The organism is Burkholderia sp. Ap-955 (genome assembly GCF_011753045.1).
Lineage (GTDB): Bacteria > Pseudomonadota > Gammaproteobacteria > Burkholderiales > Burkholderiaceae > Burkholderia > Burkholderia lata_D.
Genome location: NZ_VWWH01000002.1, coordinates 1 through 19,160, shown reverse-complemented (window position 1 = coordinate 19,160; position 19,160 = coordinate 1). Strand labels below are relative to the sequence as shown.

General features: G+C 65.2%; 16 protein-coding genes and 1 pseudogene. 9 read left to right on the top strand and 8 right to left on the bottom strand.

Annotated features, from left to right (window positions below; all coding sequences use genetic code 11):
* Positions 1-151 precede the first annotated feature (151 nt).
* The 5 genes from F3J15_RS01225 (at position 152) to F3J15_RS01205 (ending at position 6,224) form a co-directional block, all read left to right on the top strand.
* The gene (locus tag F3J15_RS01225; RefSeq protein WP_166886740.1) at positions 152-1,399 is read left to right on the top strand and encodes an MFS transporter; all 1,248 of its coding nucleotides are present in this window, start codon (positions 152-154) and stop codon (positions 1,397-1,399) included.
* Complete coding sequence (locus F3J15_RS01220) at positions 1,362-2,918, top strand: sulfatase-like hydrolase/transferase (RefSeq protein ID WP_345891462.1); 1,557 nt, start codon at positions 1,362-1,364, stop codon at positions 2,916-2,918. The genes F3J15_RS01225 and F3J15_RS01220 overlap by 38 nt, the downstream gene beginning before the upstream one ends.
* Positions 2,919-3,079: 161 nt before the next feature.
* Positions 3,080-4,117 (top strand): porin, encoded by a 1,038-nt coding sequence (locus tag F3J15_RS01215; protein WP_345891463.1) that lies wholly within the window; start codon positions 3,080-3,082, stop codon positions 4,115-4,117.
* A gap of 38 nt (positions 4,118-4,155) precedes the next feature.
* Positions 4,156-4,548 (top strand): BON domain-containing protein, encoded by a 393-nt coding sequence (locus F3J15_RS01210; RefSeq protein WP_240158620.1) that lies wholly within the window; start codon positions 4,156-4,158, stop codon positions 4,546-4,548.
* A gap of 53 nt (positions 4,549-4,601) precedes the next feature.
* On the top strand, positions 4,602-6,224 hold the full coding sequence (locus tag F3J15_RS01205; protein ID WP_166886737.1) for a sulfatase: 1,623 nt from the start codon (positions 4,602-4,604) through the stop codon (positions 6,222-6,224).
* Between the two features lie 99 nt (positions 6,225-6,323).
* Here the strand turns inward: F3J15_RS01205 and F3J15_RS01200 are convergent, their stop codons facing one another.
* Both F3J15_RS01200 and deoC read right to left on the bottom strand, forming a co-directional pair.
* A complete protein-coding gene (locus tag F3J15_RS01200) occupies positions 6,324-6,542 on the bottom strand; it encodes a hypothetical protein (protein ID WP_166886735.1) in 219 nt (72 codons plus the stop codon).
* Positions 6,543-6,599: 57 nt separating this feature from the next.
* Positions 6,600-7,280, bottom strand: a complete 681-nt coding sequence (deoC, locus tag F3J15_RS01195; protein WP_166886732.1) for a deoxyribose-phosphate aldolase — start codon at positions 7,278-7,280, stop codon at positions 6,600-6,602.
* Positions 7,281-7,426: 146 nt separating this feature from the next.
* Between deoC and deoR the strand changes: the two genes are divergently transcribed.
* Positions 7,427-8,197 carry a DNA-binding transcriptional repressor DeoR gene (gene deoR / locus F3J15_RS01190; RefSeq protein WP_122950476.1) on the top strand — a complete coding sequence of 257 codons (771 nt, stop codon included), beginning with the start codon at positions 7,427-7,429 and terminating at the stop codon, positions 8,195-8,197.
* Between the two features lie 22 nt (positions 8,198-8,219).
* Here the strand turns inward: deoR and F3J15_RS01185 are convergent, their stop codons facing one another.
* From F3J15_RS01185 to rbsK, 3 genes are read right to left on the bottom strand one after another with little or no spacing between them, the layout of a single operon-like run.
* Positions 8,220-9,272 (bottom strand): aldose 1-epimerase family protein, encoded by a 1,053-nt coding sequence (locus tag F3J15_RS01185; RefSeq protein ID WP_166886729.1) that lies wholly within the window; start codon positions 9,270-9,272, stop codon positions 8,220-8,222.
* Between the two features lie 2 nt (positions 9,273-9,274).
* Positions 9,275-10,648, bottom strand: a complete 1,374-nt coding sequence (gene fucP, locus F3J15_RS01180) for an L-fucose:H+ symporter permease (protein ID WP_166886726.1) — start codon at positions 10,646-10,648, stop codon at positions 9,275-9,277.
* A 41-nt stretch (positions 10,649-10,689) separates the two neighbouring features.
* The gene (gene rbsK / locus F3J15_RS01175) at positions 10,690-11,616 is read right to left on the bottom strand and encodes a ribokinase (protein WP_166886723.1); all 927 of its coding nucleotides are present in this window, start codon (positions 11,614-11,616) and stop codon (positions 10,690-10,692) included.
* An 809-nt stretch (positions 11,617-12,425) separates the two neighbouring features.
* On the opposite strand from rbsK, the gene F3J15_RS01170 reads away from it, so the two are divergent.
* Both F3J15_RS01170 and F3J15_RS01165 read left to right on the top strand, forming a co-directional pair.
* Positions 12,426-13,103 carry a heavy metal response regulator transcription factor gene (locus F3J15_RS01170; protein ID WP_166886720.1) on the top strand — a complete coding sequence of 226 codons (678 nt, stop codon included), beginning with the start codon at positions 12,426-12,428 and terminating at the stop codon, positions 13,101-13,103.
* Positions 13,100-14,560: a heavy metal sensor histidine kinase gene (locus tag F3J15_RS01165; RefSeq protein ID WP_166886717.1), complete on the top strand. Its 1,461-nt coding sequence runs from the start codon at positions 13,100-13,102 to the stop codon at positions 14,558-14,560. The genes F3J15_RS01170 and F3J15_RS01165 overlap by 4 nt, the downstream gene beginning before the upstream one ends.
* A gap of 227 nt (positions 14,561-14,787) precedes the next feature.
* On the opposite strand, the gene asnB is transcribed toward F3J15_RS01165, so the two are convergent.
* Positions 14,788-16,608 (bottom strand): asparagine synthase (glutamine-hydrolyzing), encoded by a 1,821-nt coding sequence (gene asnB, locus F3J15_RS01160; protein ID WP_166886714.1) that lies wholly within the window; start codon positions 16,606-16,608, stop codon positions 14,788-14,790.
* A 315-nt stretch (positions 16,609-16,923) separates the two neighbouring features.
* Between asnB and F3J15_RS01155 the strand changes: the two genes are divergently transcribed.
* Positions 16,924-17,220, top strand: a complete 297-nt coding sequence (locus F3J15_RS01155) for a hypothetical protein (protein ID WP_166886711.1) — start codon at positions 16,924-16,926, stop codon at positions 17,218-17,220.
* Between the two features lie 17 nt (positions 17,221-17,237).
* On the opposite strand, the pseudogene F3J15_RS01150 reads toward F3J15_RS01155, so the two are convergent.
* Positions 17,238-17,539: pseudogene (locus tag F3J15_RS01150) on the bottom strand (integrase core domain-containing protein); the annotation flags it as partial.
* Between the two features lie 102 nt (positions 17,540-17,641).
* Positions 17,642-19,160, bottom strand: a 1,519-nt coding sequence (locus F3J15_RS01145) for an efflux transporter outer membrane subunit (RefSeq protein WP_166886708.1), incomplete at its 5' end; no start/stop codon positions are given.

Below are 19,160 nucleotides of genomic sequence, written 5' to 3'. Positions count from 1 at the left end.
CTGTGCCGATGGCGCTGGATCTGTTCGCGCTGTTTCGGAGCGGGAAGGGGGGTCACATACCGGGCATAGGCGGTTGACGTGGCCGCCCTGCCTCAATAATTTATCCGATCGGATGATTTTATCGTGCCCAATCGGATGCAATGGAGACACTATGGACGAACTCGTGCTTGCGGCGGCCGGCAGGCGATCCCGCGGACATCTCGGCATTACCCTGACGCTGGCCTTCGTCGGCGTCTGGCTGGCGTTGATTCCGTATCCGATGATGATCCTGCCGATGCTCGCCGAGCGCATCGCGCCGACGGCCAAGGCGACCGTGCTGGCCCAGGCGATCGCCGTCGGCGCGATTGTCGGATCGATCGCGCAACCGATCTTCGGCGTGCTGAGCGATCACACTCGCGCCCGGTGGGGCATGCGCAAGCCGTGGATCTTCGGAGGCGCGGTGGCGGGCCTGGGCGCCATGGCGATTCTGGCAACGGCTCGGTCGCCGGCGCAGCTTGCGCTGGGATGGGCGCTGATGGCGCTGTCGTTCAATGCGACCCTGAGCGGTCTCAATGCGATTCTTCCGGATCAGGTGCCACCCGAGCGGCTCGGATTTTTTTCGTCGATTGTCGGATTCACGCCGCCGATCGGCATCCTGCTGGGCGTGTGGATCGTGAGGCAACTGGCGCCCGATCTCGTGTCCGTCGCCATGCTGCAAGGTGCGCTCGCCTTTACGGCAATAGTGTGTTTTGTCGTATTTGCGAACGACCGGCGACTCGAGGAGGGGCATCTTGAACGGTTGCAATGGAAACGGCTGGCGGCCTGTTTCTGGACGAATCCGGTCAAGCACCCCGATTTTGCCGTCGCGTGGCTGTCGCGTGCGCTGGTGCTGTTCGGCGTGAGCTGCCTGCAACACTACCTGATGTTCTTTTTGCGCGACCGGATCGGCCTGTCGCAACAGGAAACGCCTCATGCCATGTTCATGTGCCTGCTGGTTGCCACGGCGGCCATGACGGTCAGTGCGTTGCTGTTCGGGCGAGTGTCGGATCGTTTGCGTCGCCGGAAGATATTCGTCCTCGTGGCGGGGCTGGGGATGGCGCTCGGTCTACTGGGTTTGCTGGCTTGCACGACGCTCGTGCAACTGCTGTACGTGATCGTGTGGATCGGCGTTGCACAGGGCGCGTATCTGGCCGTCGATCTGGCGCTGGTGACCGAGGTGCTGCCCGACCCCGATACCGCGGCAAAAGACATGGGCGTCTTCCATCTCGCGAACGTGCTGCCGCAGTTCGTCCTGTCGCTTCTCGTGACATGGCTGACGCTACCCGGAGGTGCGATCCGTTACGACACGTTGTTCGTGACGGCGAGTTGTGCGACGGCGCTCGGTGCGCTCGTCATCATCTTTGTCAAGGCCGTGCGTTGACCTCGAATGTCTCTTCACTATCGGATATGAAATGACCAAGCAGCCCAATTTCATCGTCATTGTCGCGGATCAGCTGCGTGCTGATTGCGTGCATGCGGTGCATCCGTCAACCCCCGTCCTGACGCCGAATCTGGATCGGCTCGCGGCCGACGGGGTGGCCTTTACGCAGGCGTTCGGGCAGCACAGCGTCTGTTCGCCGTCGCGCGTGTCGTTCCTGTCGGGCCTGTATCCGCATGTGGCCGGTCATCGCACACTCGGCCACCTGCTCGGGCCGCATGAACCCAATTTCCTGCGCGTCTTCAAGGAAAACGGCTACCACGTCGCCATGGCCGGCGGCCGTGGCGACTCGTTTGCCGCCGGCGCGACCGAGTTGTCGATGCATGAGCACGGTTTCCTGCCCGAGGAAACGCGGCGCAGCGCGGCGGAATTTCTGCGCAGCAAGACGCAGGGCGATCCGAACGACCCGATGGTGCGCGCCTTCTATCGTGGGCAGCGCTCGCAGGATCAGGCGAATGCCGAATATGACGAAGTGGTGGTCCGCACTGCGGAGCACTGGCTCAAGCATGCGCCGCGAGAACCCTGGGTGCTGTATGTCCCGCTCTTTGCGCCGCACCCTCCGTTCGAAGCCGAGGAGCCGTGGTTCTCGATGTATGACCGCGAGGCGGTGCCGGAGCGCGTCGGCGGAACCGGACGCATGCCGGCTTACGTCGACGCGCTGGCGAAAGCGCACGGCTGGGATCGCATGACCGACGCGCAGTGGCGGGAACTGCGTGCCGTGTATTACGGGATGGTGTCGAGACTCGACCATCACGTCGGGCGAATCATGAATGCGGCCGGGCAGGCGACGGAGCCGGAACGGCTGATCACCACCTTCTTCTCCGATCATGGCGAATATCTCGGCGATTTCGGTCTCGCCGAAAAGTGGCCATCCGGTGTGCACGACTGCCTGCTGAGAAACCCGTTGATCGTGTCGGGCGGATCGACGCCCGGCGTGGCAGGCACGGTTTCAGACGCACTGGTCGAACTGATCGACGTGTTTCCGACCTTGCTGGATCTGGCCGGTCTCCAGGCCACGCACGCGCACTACGGGCGCAGCTTCGCACGGTGCCTTCGCGAGACGGGCGCAGCGCATCGCGAGAAGGTGTTCAGCGAAGGCGGATTTCTCGTCAGCGAAGCCGATCATTTCGAGAATGCCGGCTTCCCGTACGACATCAAGGGCGTGCAGCAAAAGGAACATCCCGAGTCGGTTGGCAAGGTGGCAGTCGTTCGCACGCTTGAATGGACTTACGTGTGGCGATTGTACGAAGCGCCGGAATTGTATCGACGGACGACCGATCCGCACGAGACCACGAATCTGGCCGGCCTGCCGGAATACGCCGAGATCGAAGCCGGCATGCTCGCGTCGTTGTTGAGATGGCAAGTCGAGACAGCGGATGTTCTGCCGGCCGGCAAGGGAACCCGATTCCCGGTCGTCGATTTGCCGCGCCCCGGAGAGTGGCGCGAACAGCAGGAGCGTTGACGGCGCCGGAGCGCGGGGGTGTCGAAGCCGACACCCCCGCGCTCCGCTCTTCAGGCCGGCGGCGGCATTGGCCAGGCAGTTTTCCGAGTGAAATTTCATGATAATTATTTAACATAACTAATGATTAAGTGGAGGGGAGTGTGCGGAAACGAGCTGTAGCGGTGATCGCCATGGTGATCTCGGGAGGGGCGTATGCGCAGTCGAGCGTGACGCTGTTCGGAACGATGGGAGGAGGGGTGCGCTGGACCGATGGGGTGAAAGGTGGCCATCAGATCGGGTTCGACAGCAATTCGATTTCGGGCAACTCGTTCGGTATGCGCGGCGCGGAGGACCTGGGCGCGGGATGGCGTGCGATCTTCATGTTGCAGAGCGGATTCGTCAGCGGTACGGGCGGCATGAAATCGTCAAGTACGCTTTTTTCCCAGCGCGCATATGTCGGGCTCGAGGGTGGATTCGGCCGGGTGATGCTGGGTCGCCAACTCAATGCGGCTGAAGACATCGGCGTTCAGCTCGATCCGAACGAGGCCAATGGCCCTTCGCTGGCCACCGTGCCGGGCATTGTCTGGGGCGGCAATTTCTTCACGCTGGACGCGCGGTTCAACAATACGATCAAGTACGTCGGGCGTAGCGGAGGATTCACGCTGCGTGCGAGTTATTCGCCGGGCGGTGTGGCTGGCAGCACGCTCGCCGGAACCAACTTCGCCGTCGGAACCAGCTACCAGTTTCGGACATTGCTGCTCGCCGCCGCGTATCAGAAGTCCTACAACGCCAGTGCCTCGCAGCGGGCGGAGACGGCAATGGGCGGCGCGACATGGCAACTCGGGCCGACCCGGATGTATTTGAGCTATAGCGCGCTGAACGTTTCCGCAGCGACCGCGGCCGGGGCGGCGCGGCGCGATCATATTCCCGCAGTCGGGCTCGTCTATCGGGTAACGCCCACGGTGCAGTTCACAGGCGCGACTTACTACGACATCGCCAGCAATCTGAAAAACGTCGCCGGTGCCGACGGCCGGAAGATGACGACGTATGCCATGGTCGAATACTTTCTTTCGAAGCGCTCCGAACTCTATGTCGAATTCGACCGAAACGGGTTTTCCGGTGCATACAAGAAAGATCCCGCAAACGTGTCGGCGTTGAATCTTCGTCCGGACGGCCGCGCGGTGACCGGTATTTCGATCGGGATGATCACGCAATTCTAGGCACACATTCGACGTGCGGCCGGGCTCCGAGACGCAGCATGGCCAGCGCATCGATACTTTTGGGAGGATGTATGCAGGTTCGAATGACGATGTGCCGGGCGGTTGCGGCCACGGTGCTGACGCTGGTGGCCGCGACCGCGGCCGCGCAGGAGCAGCAAGCGGAGCCGGCGCCTTCTTCAATGCCCGCGGCGGCGCCGTCCAAGGCGCAGAAGGCGGCGGATCGCCAGTTGAGGAAGCGCGTTGCGCGTGTGCTCGGGCGAACGAAGCGGCTCGACGCGAGCCGCTTGCTGATCTTCGTGCGTGGCGGCGTCGTCACGCTCTCCGGCGATGTGATGGACGCGGAACAGGTCGCGCTGGCGATCGGTACGGCGCAACGCGTGCCGGGTGTCGGCGAGGTGCGCAACCAGCTTCGCATCCGTGCACGAAACTGACGCGCCGAACGTACGAAAAATGAGCGTTAATCCTGGAGCGAAATGAGCGAATCATGAAAGCGATTCTTGTGATGTACGACAGCCTTAATCGGCATATGCTTCCGCCATATGGCAACGCATGGGTAAAGGCGCCGAATTTCCAGCGACTCGCCGAGCGGAGTGCGACGTTCGACCATTGCTATGTCGGCAGCATGGCGTGTATCCCTGCCCGCAGGGAATTGCATACCGGGCGCTACAACTTCCTGCATCGAAGCTGGGGGCCGCTCGAACCGTTCGACGATTCGATGCCGGACATGCTTCGACGCAAGGGCATCCATACGCATCTGGCCAGCGATCATCCGCACTACTGGGAAGATGGCGGTGCGACCTATCATACGCGGTACAGCAGCTGGGAGTGCTTCCGCGGGCAGGAGGGCGACCCGTGGAAGGGGCAAATCCGGCGGCCGCCGATGCCGGTGCGGCTCAAGGGGGCGCTGAACGAAAAAGCCGCACGGCAGGACTTCGTCAACCGCCAGTACTACCCGACCGAAGATCTCCATCCGCAAACGCTGACTTTCGATGCAGGCGAGGCGTTCATCCGGGAAAATCACGATGCCGATTCGTGGTTGCTTCAGATCGAGACTTTCGATCCCCATGAACCGTTCACCAGTTATCCGAAGTATCGTGATCTTTATCCTCGAAAGAATACGGACGCGCATTTCGACTGGCCGCCATACGGTCCCGTTTCCGACAACGAAACCGACGACGACATCCGGGATGCACGAGCCGAATATGCCGCGCTCGTTTCCATGTGCGATCACTCGCTGGGTCGGGTTCTCGACCTGATGGACGAACTGAATCTGTGGCGGGACACCATGCTCATCGTGTGCACGGACCATGGATACATGCTGGGAGAACACGGTTGGTGGGCCAAGACGGCGCAACCCTGGTTCGACGAGCTTGCGCATACGCCGCTGTTCATCTGGGATCCCCGCTCCGGTCGTGCGGGCGTTCGGCGCCAGTCTCTCGTGCAGATGATCGACATCGCACCGACGCTTCTGGATTTCTTCGGCTTGCCGGCGACACCGCGCATGCAGGGCGTGGCGCTCGGGAAAACCATCGACGAGGATCGTCCGGTCCGGGAAGCGGCACTGTTCGGCATGCATGGCGAACATGTCAACGTGACGGACGGGCGTTATGTGTACATGCGCTCCGGGCCCGATCCGGACCGCAATGCACCGCTGTATGAATATACGTTGATGCCCACGCACATGCGCGAGATGTTCCGCGTCGAAGAGCTGCAAGATATCGAGCTGGCCGGGCCGTTCCCGTTTTCGCAAGGCGTGAGCATGATGAAGATCGTCAGCCAGCCCATTGGATACTCGTATCGTGCCGGTACGCTGCTATTCGATCTTCTCGCGGATCCTGGGCAGGCCCACCCGCTGTTCGACGACGCCGTCGAGCATCGCATGGCGACGCTTGCACGCGACCTGATGCGCGCCAGCCATGCACCGGACGAGCAGTATGAGCGCCTGGGTTTGCCGGCCACGGGCCCGATCGATTGCGATCAACTTCTCGCCCGTGCCCATGCGGATCGGGCGGAGGCGCTGCGTCTGCATCTGGCCGCCCGTGCGCAAGCGATGCGCGCTGAAGTGGAGAACCGGCGCATCAACGCAGAAGCCGTGCCGGACCGGTGAGCGGAGCGGGATGGACGCCCGCCGTTCGTCGATGCTTGCGTGACGATGGGCATCCGTTCCGCTTGAGGGGCTTGCAGTCCGTCAGAACGAGCGAGCCGGTCAGTGATGCACGAAGGCTTCCGGCCTCCGGCTGGCGGTCGACAGCGGGGCTGTTGAAGGCAAAAAAGCCGCGAGGGCTTCACAGCCTTCGCGGGTGGTGTTCTTTCGGGCGAGGGTGCCGGGTTTCGGCGACAGCACCGATCGGCAGCCGTCATCCAGCCATCGGCGTGCGAAATCGGACGTGTCCCGGATGAACGTGTTCAGCGTCGAGATGTTCACGCTGCCGTTGTTGCCGGACGTGACGTCGTGCCGGGGTGTGGCGGCTTGAGGCGTCCGTCAATACGCCGCCGCGCTCCCGCCCTGATCGGTGACGATCGCCACCCCCGAGCTCGTGCCGAGCCGCGTCGCGCCGGCCTCGATCATCGCCAGCGCGGCCGCGCGGTCGCGCACGCCGCCCGATGCCTTCACGCCGAGCACGGGGCCGACCGTGCGGCGCATCAGCGCGACATCCGCGAGCGTCGCGCCGCCGTGGCCGAACCCGGTCGACGTCTTCACGAACGCGACGCCGAGATCGCGGCACATCTCGCACACGCGCACTTTCTCGTCGTCGGTCAGCAGCCCCGTTTCGAGGATCACCTTGAGCGGCACCGCGCCGCACGCCTGGTGCACGGCGTCGATGTCGGCTTTCACGTCGTCGGCGCGGCCGCTCTTCAGCGCGCCGATGTTGATCACCATGTCGATCTCGCCGGCGCCTGCCGCGATCGCGGCGGTGGCTTCAAATGCCTTGGCGGCCGACAACCCGGCACCGAGCGGAAAGCCGACCACCGCGCACACGAGCACGCCGGTATCGGCCAGCTCGCGCGCGGCGAGCGGCACGTTCGCCGAATTCACGCAGACCGAGTAAAAGCGATGCTCGGCCGCCTGGCGGCAGAGTTCGCGGATCTGCGCGTCGCTCGCGTCGGGCGCGAGCAGCGTGTGATCGATGGTTTGAGCGAGTTGGGCGTTGGAAAGCGGCATGTTTCAGGACTCCACGGAGCGTGTGCCGGAAGGGCACACGTAAAGTTGATGTTTTCACATCGGTTTGTTACAAATACGACATTCCGGCCGGGCCCTTGCGCCCGGCACGACGAGCGACGGATGCGACGGGCACGCAGGATACTGGCATGGAAACGAAGAAAGGCGAACGGATCAAGACATTGATGAACGTGCTGCAAGGGCAGAACGCGATTCATCTGAAGGAAGTGGCCGAGCTGTTCGGTGTATCCGAGATGACGATCCGCCGCGATCTCGCGGACAACCCGCACGGCCTGAGCCTGATCGGCGGGTACGTGACGCGCCACTTCGCCGCGCAGCGCAGCGACATCGGCGAGTACGTGGTCAGCGCCGAGAACAACCGGCAGACCGAGGAGAAGCGCCGCATCGGCAAGCTGGCCGCGCAGTTCGTGACGACCGGCGATACGATCTTCGTCGACTGCGGCTCGACCACGCCGTTCGTCGTCGACTTCATTCCGGACGACCTCGAATTCACCGCCGTCTGCAATTCGTTGAACGTGTTCGCGAAGCTGCAGCAGAAGCCGCACTGCAGCGTGATCCTGTGCGGCGGCGCGTACCACCGCAAGAACATGGTGTTCGAATCGGTGGCCGAGACGGGCATCCTCGACACGGTGCGCGTGTCGAAGGCCTTCATCTCGGCCGCCGGCGTGAGCGACCGCTGTGGCGTGACCTGCTTCAACTTCCACGAAGTCGACGCGAAGAAGAAGGTAATGGAACGCGCGCAGAACCGCTTCCTGCTCGTCGACCACACGAAGTTCGACGAAGTGCGCGCGGCCTATTTCGCCGAGCTGACCGACTTCAACTACGTGATCTCGGACGGGCAACTGAGCCGCCGCTACGAAACGGCGATCCGCGAACACGGGATCGCGCTCGTGACCTGACGCCGCGCGGCCGCGCATCGCTTCACGCATGGCGGGCTTCCGCCGCGCTCAGGTAGCCGGTGACGACGTCGAAGCGGCGCGTCGCCCCCGGCGCGAGCGCCGCCACATGGCCCTTGCGGCGTTCGGCTTCATACCCCTCCGGCTCGCAGGTCGACGGCAGCGCGAACGCGGCGACCTGCTGGTCCGCGTTGTGCAGGATCCAGCGCGTCGCATGCGGGAATTGCTCGGGGCGGTACGCGGTGTGGAATGCGCCGCCATCCGGATGTTCGAGCAGGAAATGCGCGACGCCGTCCGCATCCGTTTCCGCGCCGTTCATGAAGAACACGATCTCCGGGTCGTACAGCGCGGGCGCATCGAGCGTGTGAAGCCGTTCCGGTGCGTGCGCGAGCGTGGCCGTGTAGTCGCGCCACGCGGCGGTCGGCCTGACGTGCGCGGGCACGCTGTCGCGCAGCCGCAACCCGCCTCGTGGCAACGCTTGCACGAAGCGGCCGCCCGGCACGTACGCATAGTTCAGGTGCGCCATGTACATCAGGTCCATCGGCGTGCCGCCGAGATTCGTGACGTCCATCGCGATCGTCATCTGCGCGGCGTGCTCGGCGAGCCGCACCGACGGGCGCGCCACGTAGTGGCTGCCGAAACCCTGCACGTATTCGTATTCGCCGGTTACTTCGACGAACGCGCCGCGCGCATCCGCGCCGACGACGACGCACGCGCGATCCATCGGCGCGCACGGCATCTCGCCGTGCAGCGCATGCGTGTCGTCCGGCCCCGGGCAGCCGTTGCGCAGCAGCCCGCTGTGGAACATGAAGCAACCGTAGGTATCGATGATCGACGCCGCGCGCTTCGGCTGCCGGAACATGTGCTTCATCGTCAGGTCGCGGCCGTCGAACGCGGCGGCCCAGATCATCTGGCCGAGATACGGCAGCACGACAAGGTGGCCGCGGCGGTTCTCGAGCCTTAGCGCCTCGACGCCGGACGGATACGCGAACGCGGTAACGGTGAGCCCGTCGGTGCGGTACAGCGTGCGCGGCGTGTCGCGGAAGTCGTCGCGCCGCAGTTCGATTTCGCCTCGCATGATCACGCCCCCGACGTGTTGCGCGTGGCGGCGTAGCGCGAGGGCGCTTGACCGTCGGCGGCTGCGTCGGGCGTCGCGGCCGGCAGGTGGCGCAGGCAGTAGAAGCCGTAGTAGACGATCACGACGAAGCACGCGAGCGGCACGACGAACGCGAGCTGCATGTTGCCGCCCGTGTGATCGGAGATCAGCCCCTGGATCAGCGGCACGACCGCGCCGCCGACGATGCTCATCACGAGGATCGAGCCGCCATATTCGGTGTCCTTGCCGAGCCCGTCGATCGTGAGACCGTAGATCGTCGGCCAGCACGGGCCGAGGAACACGCTCACGCCCACGGCCGCATAGACGGCCGTGATGTTGTGCACACTGATCGTGTAGGCGAGCAGCGCGATGCACAGGATGCCGTAGACGATCAGCACCTTGGCCGGGCCGACGCGCTTCATCACGAGCGTGGCGATCAGCTTGCCGACGAAGAATGCGAAGAACGTGGCAAGCAGGTAGTGCGACGCGCCGCGCTCGGTGAGGCCGCCGATCTGCATCGCGAGCCGGATCGTGAAGCTCCACACGCCGACCTGCGCGCCGACATACAGGAACTGCGCGACGACACCCGCGACGAAGCGCCGGTTGCCGAACAGGCGTGCGAGCGTGCCGCGCGCGTCGATCCGGTGCGTGGCCACGCTGGAGCCGTTGCCCTTGCAGGCCGGGTAGGGCGTGAGCGCGAACACGATGAACACGGCCACGAGCACGACGATCAGCCACTTGTACGGCTCGAGCGTGGCCTGGATCATCGCGAGCTGGTGCACGTGCGCGTCGGCCGCCGACATCGCGGCGAGCTGCGCATGCGACGCATCGCCTTCCTTGAAGATCAGGAAGCTGCCCATGTACACGCCGGCCATCGCGCCGAACGGATAGAACGTCTGCGAGATGTTCAGCCGCCGCGTGCTGGTGTCGCGCGGGCCCATCAGCGTCGAATACGAGTTCGACGCGGTTTCGAGGAACGACAGGCCGGCCGCGATCACGAACAGCGCGACGAGGAACATCCCGTACTTCGCCATCGACGCGGCCGGGAAGAACAGCAGGCAGCCGCTCGTGTAGAGCAGCAGGCCGACGAGGATCGTCGTCTTGTAGCTGAACTTCTTCACGACGGTCGCGGCCGGAATCGCGAGGAAGAAGTAGCCGAGATAGAACGCGGACTGCACGAATGCCGATTCGAAATCGGACAGGAAGAACGACTTCTTGAATTGCGCGATCAGCACGTCGTTCAGGTTCGCGGCGGTGCCCCACAGCGCGAACAGGCAGCACAGCAGCGTGAACGCGAAGAGCGGCGTGCGGTTCAGGTAATAGCCGTCGGGGGTGTGTTCGATTCTGGCTCGGCCCATGGGTGTCTCCTTCCCAATTGTCTCGTCGATGAAGGCGCCGGTCAGCAGCCGGCGTCGCGTAGGAAGCGTTCGAACGTCGCGGTGTCGGCGTACGACTTCTGCGTGCCGAGGCCCGTGACCGAATGCGCGGCATACGCGGACGCGTAACGCATCGCGTCGAGTGCGTCGCGGGACGCGGCATAGCAGCGCGCGAAGCAGCCGATGTACGCATCGCCGGCGCCGGTCGTGTCGCGCGCGTCGACCGGCACGCCCGGCACGTGATGCACGCCGTCGCGCGACACCAGCAGCGAACCGTTGCTGCCGAGCGTGACGAGCACGTGCTTGAGCCCGCGCGCGATCAGCGCTTCGGCGGCGCGCGCTGCCGTGTCGCGCGAATCGACCGGCATGCCCGACACGATCGCGAGTTCGGTCTCGTTCGGCACGAAGAATTCGACGGTGCGGATCCGCTCGAAATCGAGATCGGCCACCGCGGGCGCGGGATTCAGCAGCACCGGAATGCCGTGGCGCGCGCCGAATTCGATCGCGTGATAGACGGTGTCGAGCTCGATCTCGAGCTGCAGCACGATCAGCTTGCATGCGGCGAGCTGCGGCGCGGCCGCGTCGATGTCGGCCGGCGTCAGATGGCGGTTCGCGCCCTTGACGATCAGGATGCTGTTGCTCGAATCGGGTTCGACGAAGATCGGCGCGACGCCGCTCGGCACGCCGGCGACCTTGCGCACGTGCGTGGTGTCGATGCCTTCGCGCTCGAAGTTGCGGATCGTGTTGTCGGCGAAGACGTCGTCGCCGACCTTCGTGACCATCACGACGCGCGCGCCGAGGCGGGCGGCCGCGACGGCCTGGTTTGCCCCCTTGCCGCCGCAGCCGAGCTCGAAGTTCGGTGCCTCGAGCGTTTCGCCCCGGGCGGGCATGCGTGCGACATAGGTCACGAGGTCGACCATGTTGCTGCCGATGACGGCGATTGTCTCCATCTGCGTCTCTTCCTTGGTATGGGGTGCGCCGTGCGCGTGGGCGGCGGCGGCGTGCGACATACGATAATAAAATCACATAAAATGTGAGAATGCAATCATATGATGTTCTGACGGTTACTTTTGGTCGGGGCGCGGCCGTGCCGGCATGGGCTATCGATGCCGCCTGATGCAAGCCCTGATCCGGCCGGGCCTCGCTTTCGGGGCAGTTCCGATGCGCTCGTCCGGGCCGTGGCGAAACCGCTCGACGAAACGCCGCTCAGCAAGCTCGGTGTTGCTCAATGGGTGCGGCGTGCAGGCATGAAGGAATCGGAACGGAGCGGAAGGGGGCCTTACCGTGCTGGGCGGCGGCCTGGTGTGGACGGCGGTGCACCGGCTTCGGCAGGGCCCGCGCGCGAGAATCCGGACGCGATGGCCACGCGAACGGCCGGCACGTCGGCGACGATCCGCGACGCGTTCGATCCGACGCGCGGGTTCGCGCAGGCCGGCGCCCAACAACGGCGGCAGCGGCTCGGGAAGACGCCTTCGACTTCGGTTGCATACGCGTTCGCGACGCGTGCGACGTGCGGACATCGTCGTCGGGGCCGTCCTCGGTTCCCGGCGTCCGCACCGCGCCCGCGTGCGCCGGGCTGCCCGCCTTCGGCATACCAATCGGCGCCGCCAATGGGGTTCGGGGGTTCGCCACCGCACGCCTAGCTGACCGCCCGATTACCGTTTTGTCATCTACCGCGTTCTCGCTTGCACCGTGCAGTGCGCCGTCGCCGTTTCCCGGTAACATCGCCGCATGCCACCACGACCGCGACGGAACCGCCATGCGCATCCTGATAGTTGAAGACGAGCCGAAGACGGGCGCCTACCTGAAGAAAGGCCTCGAAGAATCGGGGTTCAGCGTCGATCTCGCGAAGGACGGCGGCGAAGGGCTGATGCTCGCGCAGGAAGAGCGCTACGACGTCATCGTGCTCGACGTGATGCTGCCGGTGCTCGACGGCTGGGGCGTGCTGAAGCGGCTGCGCGACACGCATACGACGCCGGTGCTGTTCCTGACCGCGCGCGACGACGTACAGGACCGCGTGCACGGCCTCGAGCTCGGCGCCGACGATTACCTGGTGAAGCCGTTCGCGTTCGTCGAGCTGCTCGCCCGCATCCGCACGCTCGCGCGGCGCGGGCCGCCGCGCGAAACCGAGCATCTCGCGGTTGGCGACCTCGAAATCGACGTCGTGCGCCGCCGCGTGAAGCGCGGCGCCACGCGGATCGACCTGACGCCGCGTGAATTCTCGCTGCTGCAACTGCTCGCACGCCGGCAGGGCGAGGTGCTGAGCCGCACGCAGATCGCGTCCTACGTATGGGACATGAATTTCGACAGCGATACCAACGTCGTCGAAGTCGCGATCCGGCGCCTGCGCGCGAAGATCGACGACGCGTTCCCGGTGAAGCTGATCCACACGGTGCGCGGTGTCGGCTACGTGCTCGAACCGAAGGACGACGCATGACGCGGCCGCGCTCGCTTGCCGCGACGCTCGCACTCGCGATCGCCGCGACCACGCTGGCCGCGTTCGCGCTCGTCGGCGTGTACGTGTACGCGAGCCTCGAGCGGCAGGTCAATACGCAGGACGACCTCGACATCGTGCTCGCCGCGCGCCATACGCGCCGGCTCGCGGGCGAGCTCGAATCGCTCGACGCGGTGCGCGCGCATACGGAGCGGCTCACGAGCCAGGTGCTCGGCAACGAGGCGCTGTCGATGGTCGTCACCGATGCGCGGGGTGACATGCTGGTGCGCCACAACGTCACGCTCGCCGCGCTCGACGACACGCGTGCGGCAGCGTCGGCGCCGCTGGCCGACGCGCAGCTGTTTGCGCCGAAGGCGACGCCGATACCCGCGGACGACCGGATCACGGCCGATCGACTCGTCACATGGATCGCGGCGGGCGGCACGCCGATGCGCGGCGTCGTGATCGAGGCCTTGCTCGGCGACCGCACGCCGATTCACATCGCAATCGCGCGCAATATGCGCGACCGGGCCGCCCTGCTCGACGGTTACCGCGACCGGCTGAAGCTTGCCGGCGGTGTCGGCGCGTTGTTCGCGTTGCTGCTCGGCTACGGGCTGATCCGCACGGCACTCAAGCCGCTGCGCGAGATCGTCGACAACACCGGCCGGATCACGGTCGACAAGCTCGATACGCGCCTCGATGCGTCGCGCGCGCCGCGCGAGCTGCGGGCACTCGTCGATGCGCAGAATGCGATGCTCGGCCGCCTGCAGCAGGCGTTCTCGCACCTGTCGCAATTCAGCGCCGATCTCGCGCACGACCTGCGGACGCCGCTGAACAACATGCGCGGCGCGACCGAGGTCGCGCTCGCACGGCCGCGGCCGGCCGATGAATATCAGGCGCTGCTCGAATCGCATCTCGAGGAATACGACCGGCTCGCGCGGATGATCGACAACGTGCTGTTCCTCGCGCGCGCCGAGCATCCGAGCTTCGTCACGCGGCAGCGGGCGTTCGACGTGCGTGACGAACTCGAACGCATCACCGGGTATTTCGAGGGGCTCGCCGACGAAGCGGGCTCGACGCTGCGCGTCGACGGGCAGGGGCAGCTGACCGCCGATGTCGAGCTGTTTCGCCGCGCGATCGGCAACCTGCTCGCGAACGCGCTGCGTTATACCCCGGCGGGCGGTGTCATCACGCTCGCCGTCGACGAAACGCCGGACGCGGTGCGCGTCGTCGTCGCGAATCCGGGCGAGCCGATCGATCCCGCGCTGCTGCCGCGGATCTTCGACCGGTTCGTGCGCGGCGACCCGGCGCGCAGCGGCGGTGCGCCGGGCGGCACGGCCGGGCTCGGCCTCGCGATCGTGCGGTCGGTGATGGAGCTGCACGGCGGGAACGCGCGCGTCGAAAGCGATGCGGCCGGCACGCGTTTCATGCTCACGTTCAGCCGGCCGTCGGCAGCGTGACGGCGGGTTCGGGCCGCGCGGCCACCGCGTGTTCCTGCGTGCCGGTGTTCATTTCCGCGTCTGCGCTCGCGCCCGCGCTCGCCCGCCAGCCGCCAGCAACCCGGCCAGGCTGGGATGGCGGGCGCGTAGAACGCCACTTCGAAGCCTACCGGTTCGCAAGCGCTGGTCAGGTTCGATACAAAGATCGAGATGCTCCTTCTCGGGCACCACGCAAAACAAGGCTCGCCTCATGACATGCTCACGCCGTGAACCCGCGACCAGTGCGCCAACGAGCACGCCCGAAACATGACGGCGCGCTCTTGCTCATTCAGCGGGGATGGATCGGCGCAGCGGCGCTGCAGCCGGGGTACGTCGAGCAAGCCGGCGATGCGGTCGGCGTCCGTAGCCAGTATTTCGCGGGTGTGCTGGCGCAATGCCTCGCCGTTGCCTTGATCCTTGGGTAAGGCCGACTTCCTGCGCAGGCGCACGGCTTCCGGCAACGCACCGCGCGCCGCTTCACGCAAAATGGCCTTTTCCACGCCATCACGTAGCGCCAGCTCGGCCGGAATGGTGGCAGCCAGGTCCAAAACTTCGGTATCGCTGAAGGGGACGCGCGCTTCCAGTCCATGTGCCATGCCATGGATATCGCCGTTATGCAACAGCCGTTGCAACCAACGATGGCGCACCAGCCATTGCGTGGCGCGCAAACGTGAGGTGGGCGTATGCCAATCATGTCCGGCTGCGATCGCGAGTTGGCGATAGACCTCGCCGTAGTGTTGCAACGGTTGCTCCAGCAAGCCGGGCCGTAGATAGGGATCGGCGGTCAAGCGTTGCAGGATATGGGTCGGATCGCGGGTGGCGTGCGGGTCGAGCAGAAAGTGATAACCATAGTGCGTTTCATCGGCGGCATCGCCCACCAATACCGCCTTGAGGCGCGTGCTGGCGGCTCGCGCCAAGTAATGTTGCGCCAGCTCTTGTTCCCACGCGGGCAGTGCATCGTTTTGCGTGGCCAATTGCAGCAGATCCTGGGCCAGTTCGGAGCGCGTCGGTGCGACGTCTTCGCGTGGCAGGCCCAATTCATTTGCGGCCTGTTCGGCGAAAGGTTGATCATCGGACGCCACGATCAGTGAACGCGTGTAGTCGTAGCGATGGTGATCTTCAAAGCGAATGGTGAAGCAGGGCGGTGTCGCGCCTGCCGCTCGCGCCAGGCCGCCTATCAGCGTGGAGTCGAGGCCACCGCTGAAAAATAGGCCGACCGGTGTATCGGCGATCAAGCTACGCTGGACAGCTGCGGACAGCCGCTCGCGCAGCGCGTGGGCGATATTGTCCGCCCTGGCAGCTGGGTTTTCGGCAATCTCCGGCGCCCAGCGCGATAGCTGCAAGCCATCGCGATCCAGGCGCAGCAGATGCCCGGGCGGCAGGTAGGCCATGCCGTCGAACATCGGTCGCGCCACGCCGCTGAAGAACGGCGCCACCAGGTATTCAAGCACGGCGTCGAAATTTGCACGCGGCGCCTGCATCGCAGGCAGCAGTCCTTTGGCCTCCGAGGCAAACAGGAATTCTGCCCCTTGTTGCAGGTAAACGAACGGCTTGACGCCCAGCCGGTCGCGCGCGGCAAAGGCTCGCTGACGATGGGTGTCCCACACCAGGAACGCGAACATGCCGTTGAAGCGTCGAAGACACGCTTCGCCCCATACCGCATACGCGGCGAGCACCACCTCGGTATCGGTGTTCGTGCGGAACGACCAGCGCGCGCTCAGTTCGTGGCGAAGCTCAGCGTAGTTGTAGATCTCGCCGTTGTAGACCAGCACGTAACGATGGTCGGCACTGCACATCGGCTGCGCGCCATGCTCGGCGTTGAGTAAAGCCAAGCGGTCGTGAGCAAGCACGGCGTGTTGGTCATGCCACAAGCCGCGGCCATCTGGCCCACGATGCCGTTGTCGCTCGCGCATGGCGAGCACCCGCTCGACCTGCGCCGGCGCTTGGCCGTCATAGCGAATCAGCCCAGCCAAGCCGCACATCAGACGGTCACGCCCAGTTGAACGGGGGCGAGCAACAGCGTGGTCCATCGCTGTTGCCGTTTGGAGTTTCTGCTAACAGTCACCACAGATACTGCTAATGGGAACACTCGTGGTAGTGCTGTCAGCAAAGGCTGGGAGCGACGTTCTTTTCGTGTCTGCACGCGTTGCGCTCACGCAAAAAAATGGGGGATGTATGCGCGAAGATTTTGCTGATGCGCCTTCAAGAGCTTGCAATGTCAGATTTGGTTCATGAGCGGCGTAATGAGGAAAGCGACTCGTGACAAGAGCATAGCGCCAACGGCCTGCCGTTGCTCAGTAGACTTGCCCCTGTATCTCCGGACACGCGCTAGAACGAACTCATCAATGTTGCGAATCAGCTGTTCGACAGATGTTCGTAATGACGCCATCTGCGAAGACCTCGCCCTCCCACATCTGGATTTTTTTTCCGACTGCCAGAAGCGGGGCAACCAGGGCGAAGGACAGAAACGTTACGGGTACATCATGTTCGTGACCAAGTTCGAGAACTCGACCGTCTGTCAACCAGCGGCAATCGAAGTATTGGCCTTCGATGACCAGCGGGCAACCGAAGTGCATGCCCGGATTTATGAACACCGGCCCATTTCGGCCTCCTTCGGCCGTGGTTCTGAGACGGAGACGTAGTACCACATCAGGTTGCATCAGATTCCCTCTCGGGCCAAGGTTCGCCTGAACTCACGTGGAGAGCGATACTTCAACGCGTTATGCGGATGCTTCTCGTTGTAATGCTCGAACGCGATAGCGAGATTGCGCGCTGCGCTCGCGGTGTGAAACCCACGTAACCGCGCTTCATTGTTTTCACGAGGCTCTCAACCATACCGTTACTTTGCGGGCTGCACACGGGCGTGGTCAATGGCTTCAGACCGATATCCACGGCAAACCTGCGCGTTTCGTCGGCCGTGTAGCCGGAACCGTTGTCGCTCAACCACTCGATTTCAGCTGGCAACGGCAGAGACGGCCGACATCGAGGCGGAGTGGCAGCATCGTAAGTGCAGCGCGAAAAGATTTTTGCGGGCGTAGCGCGCGGCACGCGTTCCTTGCAGGTTCAACCGGCCGCCGGCTGAGTGACGCCGGGTTCAGGCCGGACGGCCACCGTGTGTTCCTTCGCGCCGGTGTCTGAATCCGCGTCCGTGTCTGCACTCGCCTGCCAGCCGCCGCCCAACGCCTTCAGCAACCCGACTTCGGCCTCGATTCGGCGCGCGTCGATCTGATCGGCCGTACGTCGGTTCGTCAATGCGATCGTCTGCGCGGTCACCACGTCCAGGTAGCTGACGGCGCCCGCGTTGAACCGGTTCGTCGTCAGCCGCAGCGACAGGTCGGCGGCATCGGTCGCGCGCTGCTGGCTGCGTGCCTCCGACGCGAGCGCATCGAGCGACGACAGCTGATCCTCGACCTGCTGGAACGCGACCAGCACGGTTTGCCGGTAATCGGCGACCGCGCCGTCGTATTGCGCATGCGCGCCGCGCAGCGACGCACTGCGGCGCCCGCCGTCGAACAGCGTGCCGGCGAGCTGCGGGCCGAGCGACCAGAACAGGCTCGGCGCGGTGAGCCACGGCGCAAAGAACGAACTTTCGAGCCCGGCGCTCGCCGACAGCACGAGGTCCGGAAAGAACGCCGCGCGTGCCTCGCCGATCTGCGCGTTCGCGGCTGCGACGCGGCGCTCGGCCGCCGCGATGTCGGGCCGACGCTCGAGCAGTTGCGACGGCACGCCGGGTGGGATGGCCGGCACGTCGTACGACTGCACACGCGGCGGCAGCGCGAACGTCGACGCGCTTTCGCCGACCAGCGTCGCTATTGCATGCTGGAGCTGCGCGCGCGACGCGTCGATGTCGGTGTCCTGCGTGCGCGTCGCTTCGAGCTGCGTGTCGGCCTGCGCGACCGCCGACGCGTCGATCGCACCGGCCGCGAGTTGCTGCTTCAGCAGCGTCAGCGCATCCGCGTATGCGTGCACCGTGTCGTCGAGCAGCTGCTTCTGCGTGTCGAGCGAGCGCAGCGCGAAATAGTCGGTCGCGAGCTCGGCCGTCACCGACAGCTTCACGGCCTGCAGGTCGGCCGCGCTCGCGGCCGCGTTCGCCTGCGCGCCGGCCACCGCATCGCGCACGCGACCGAATACGTCGGGCTCCCAGCTCGCGGCCACGCCGGCCTGATAGTCGGGCGTGGTCTTGCCGGCCAGCGACGAGCCGAGCCGGTTCTGCGACACGCGGGCGCGGCTTTGCGCGGCGCCCGCAGTGATCGTCGGCAGGAACCCCGCGTGCTGGTAGTCGACCATCGCGCGGGCCTGCTGCAAATCGGCGAGCGCTTTCTTGACGGTCTGGTTCGATACGTCGACGCGCGCTTCGAGGGCGTTCAGGTCGGCGTCGCCGAACACGGTCCACCACGCGCCGCGCGCGGCGGCGTCGGCCGGCATCGCGACCTGCCAGCCTGCTTGCGCAGCCGGTGCGGTCGATGCGGTCGGTGCGCCCGCATAGTGCGCCGGTACGGCGACCGCGGGCGGTGAATACGGCGGCAGCGTCGTGCAGGCGGTCAACGCGGCCAGTGCCGCGGCGGCGCCGAGCGCGACGGCG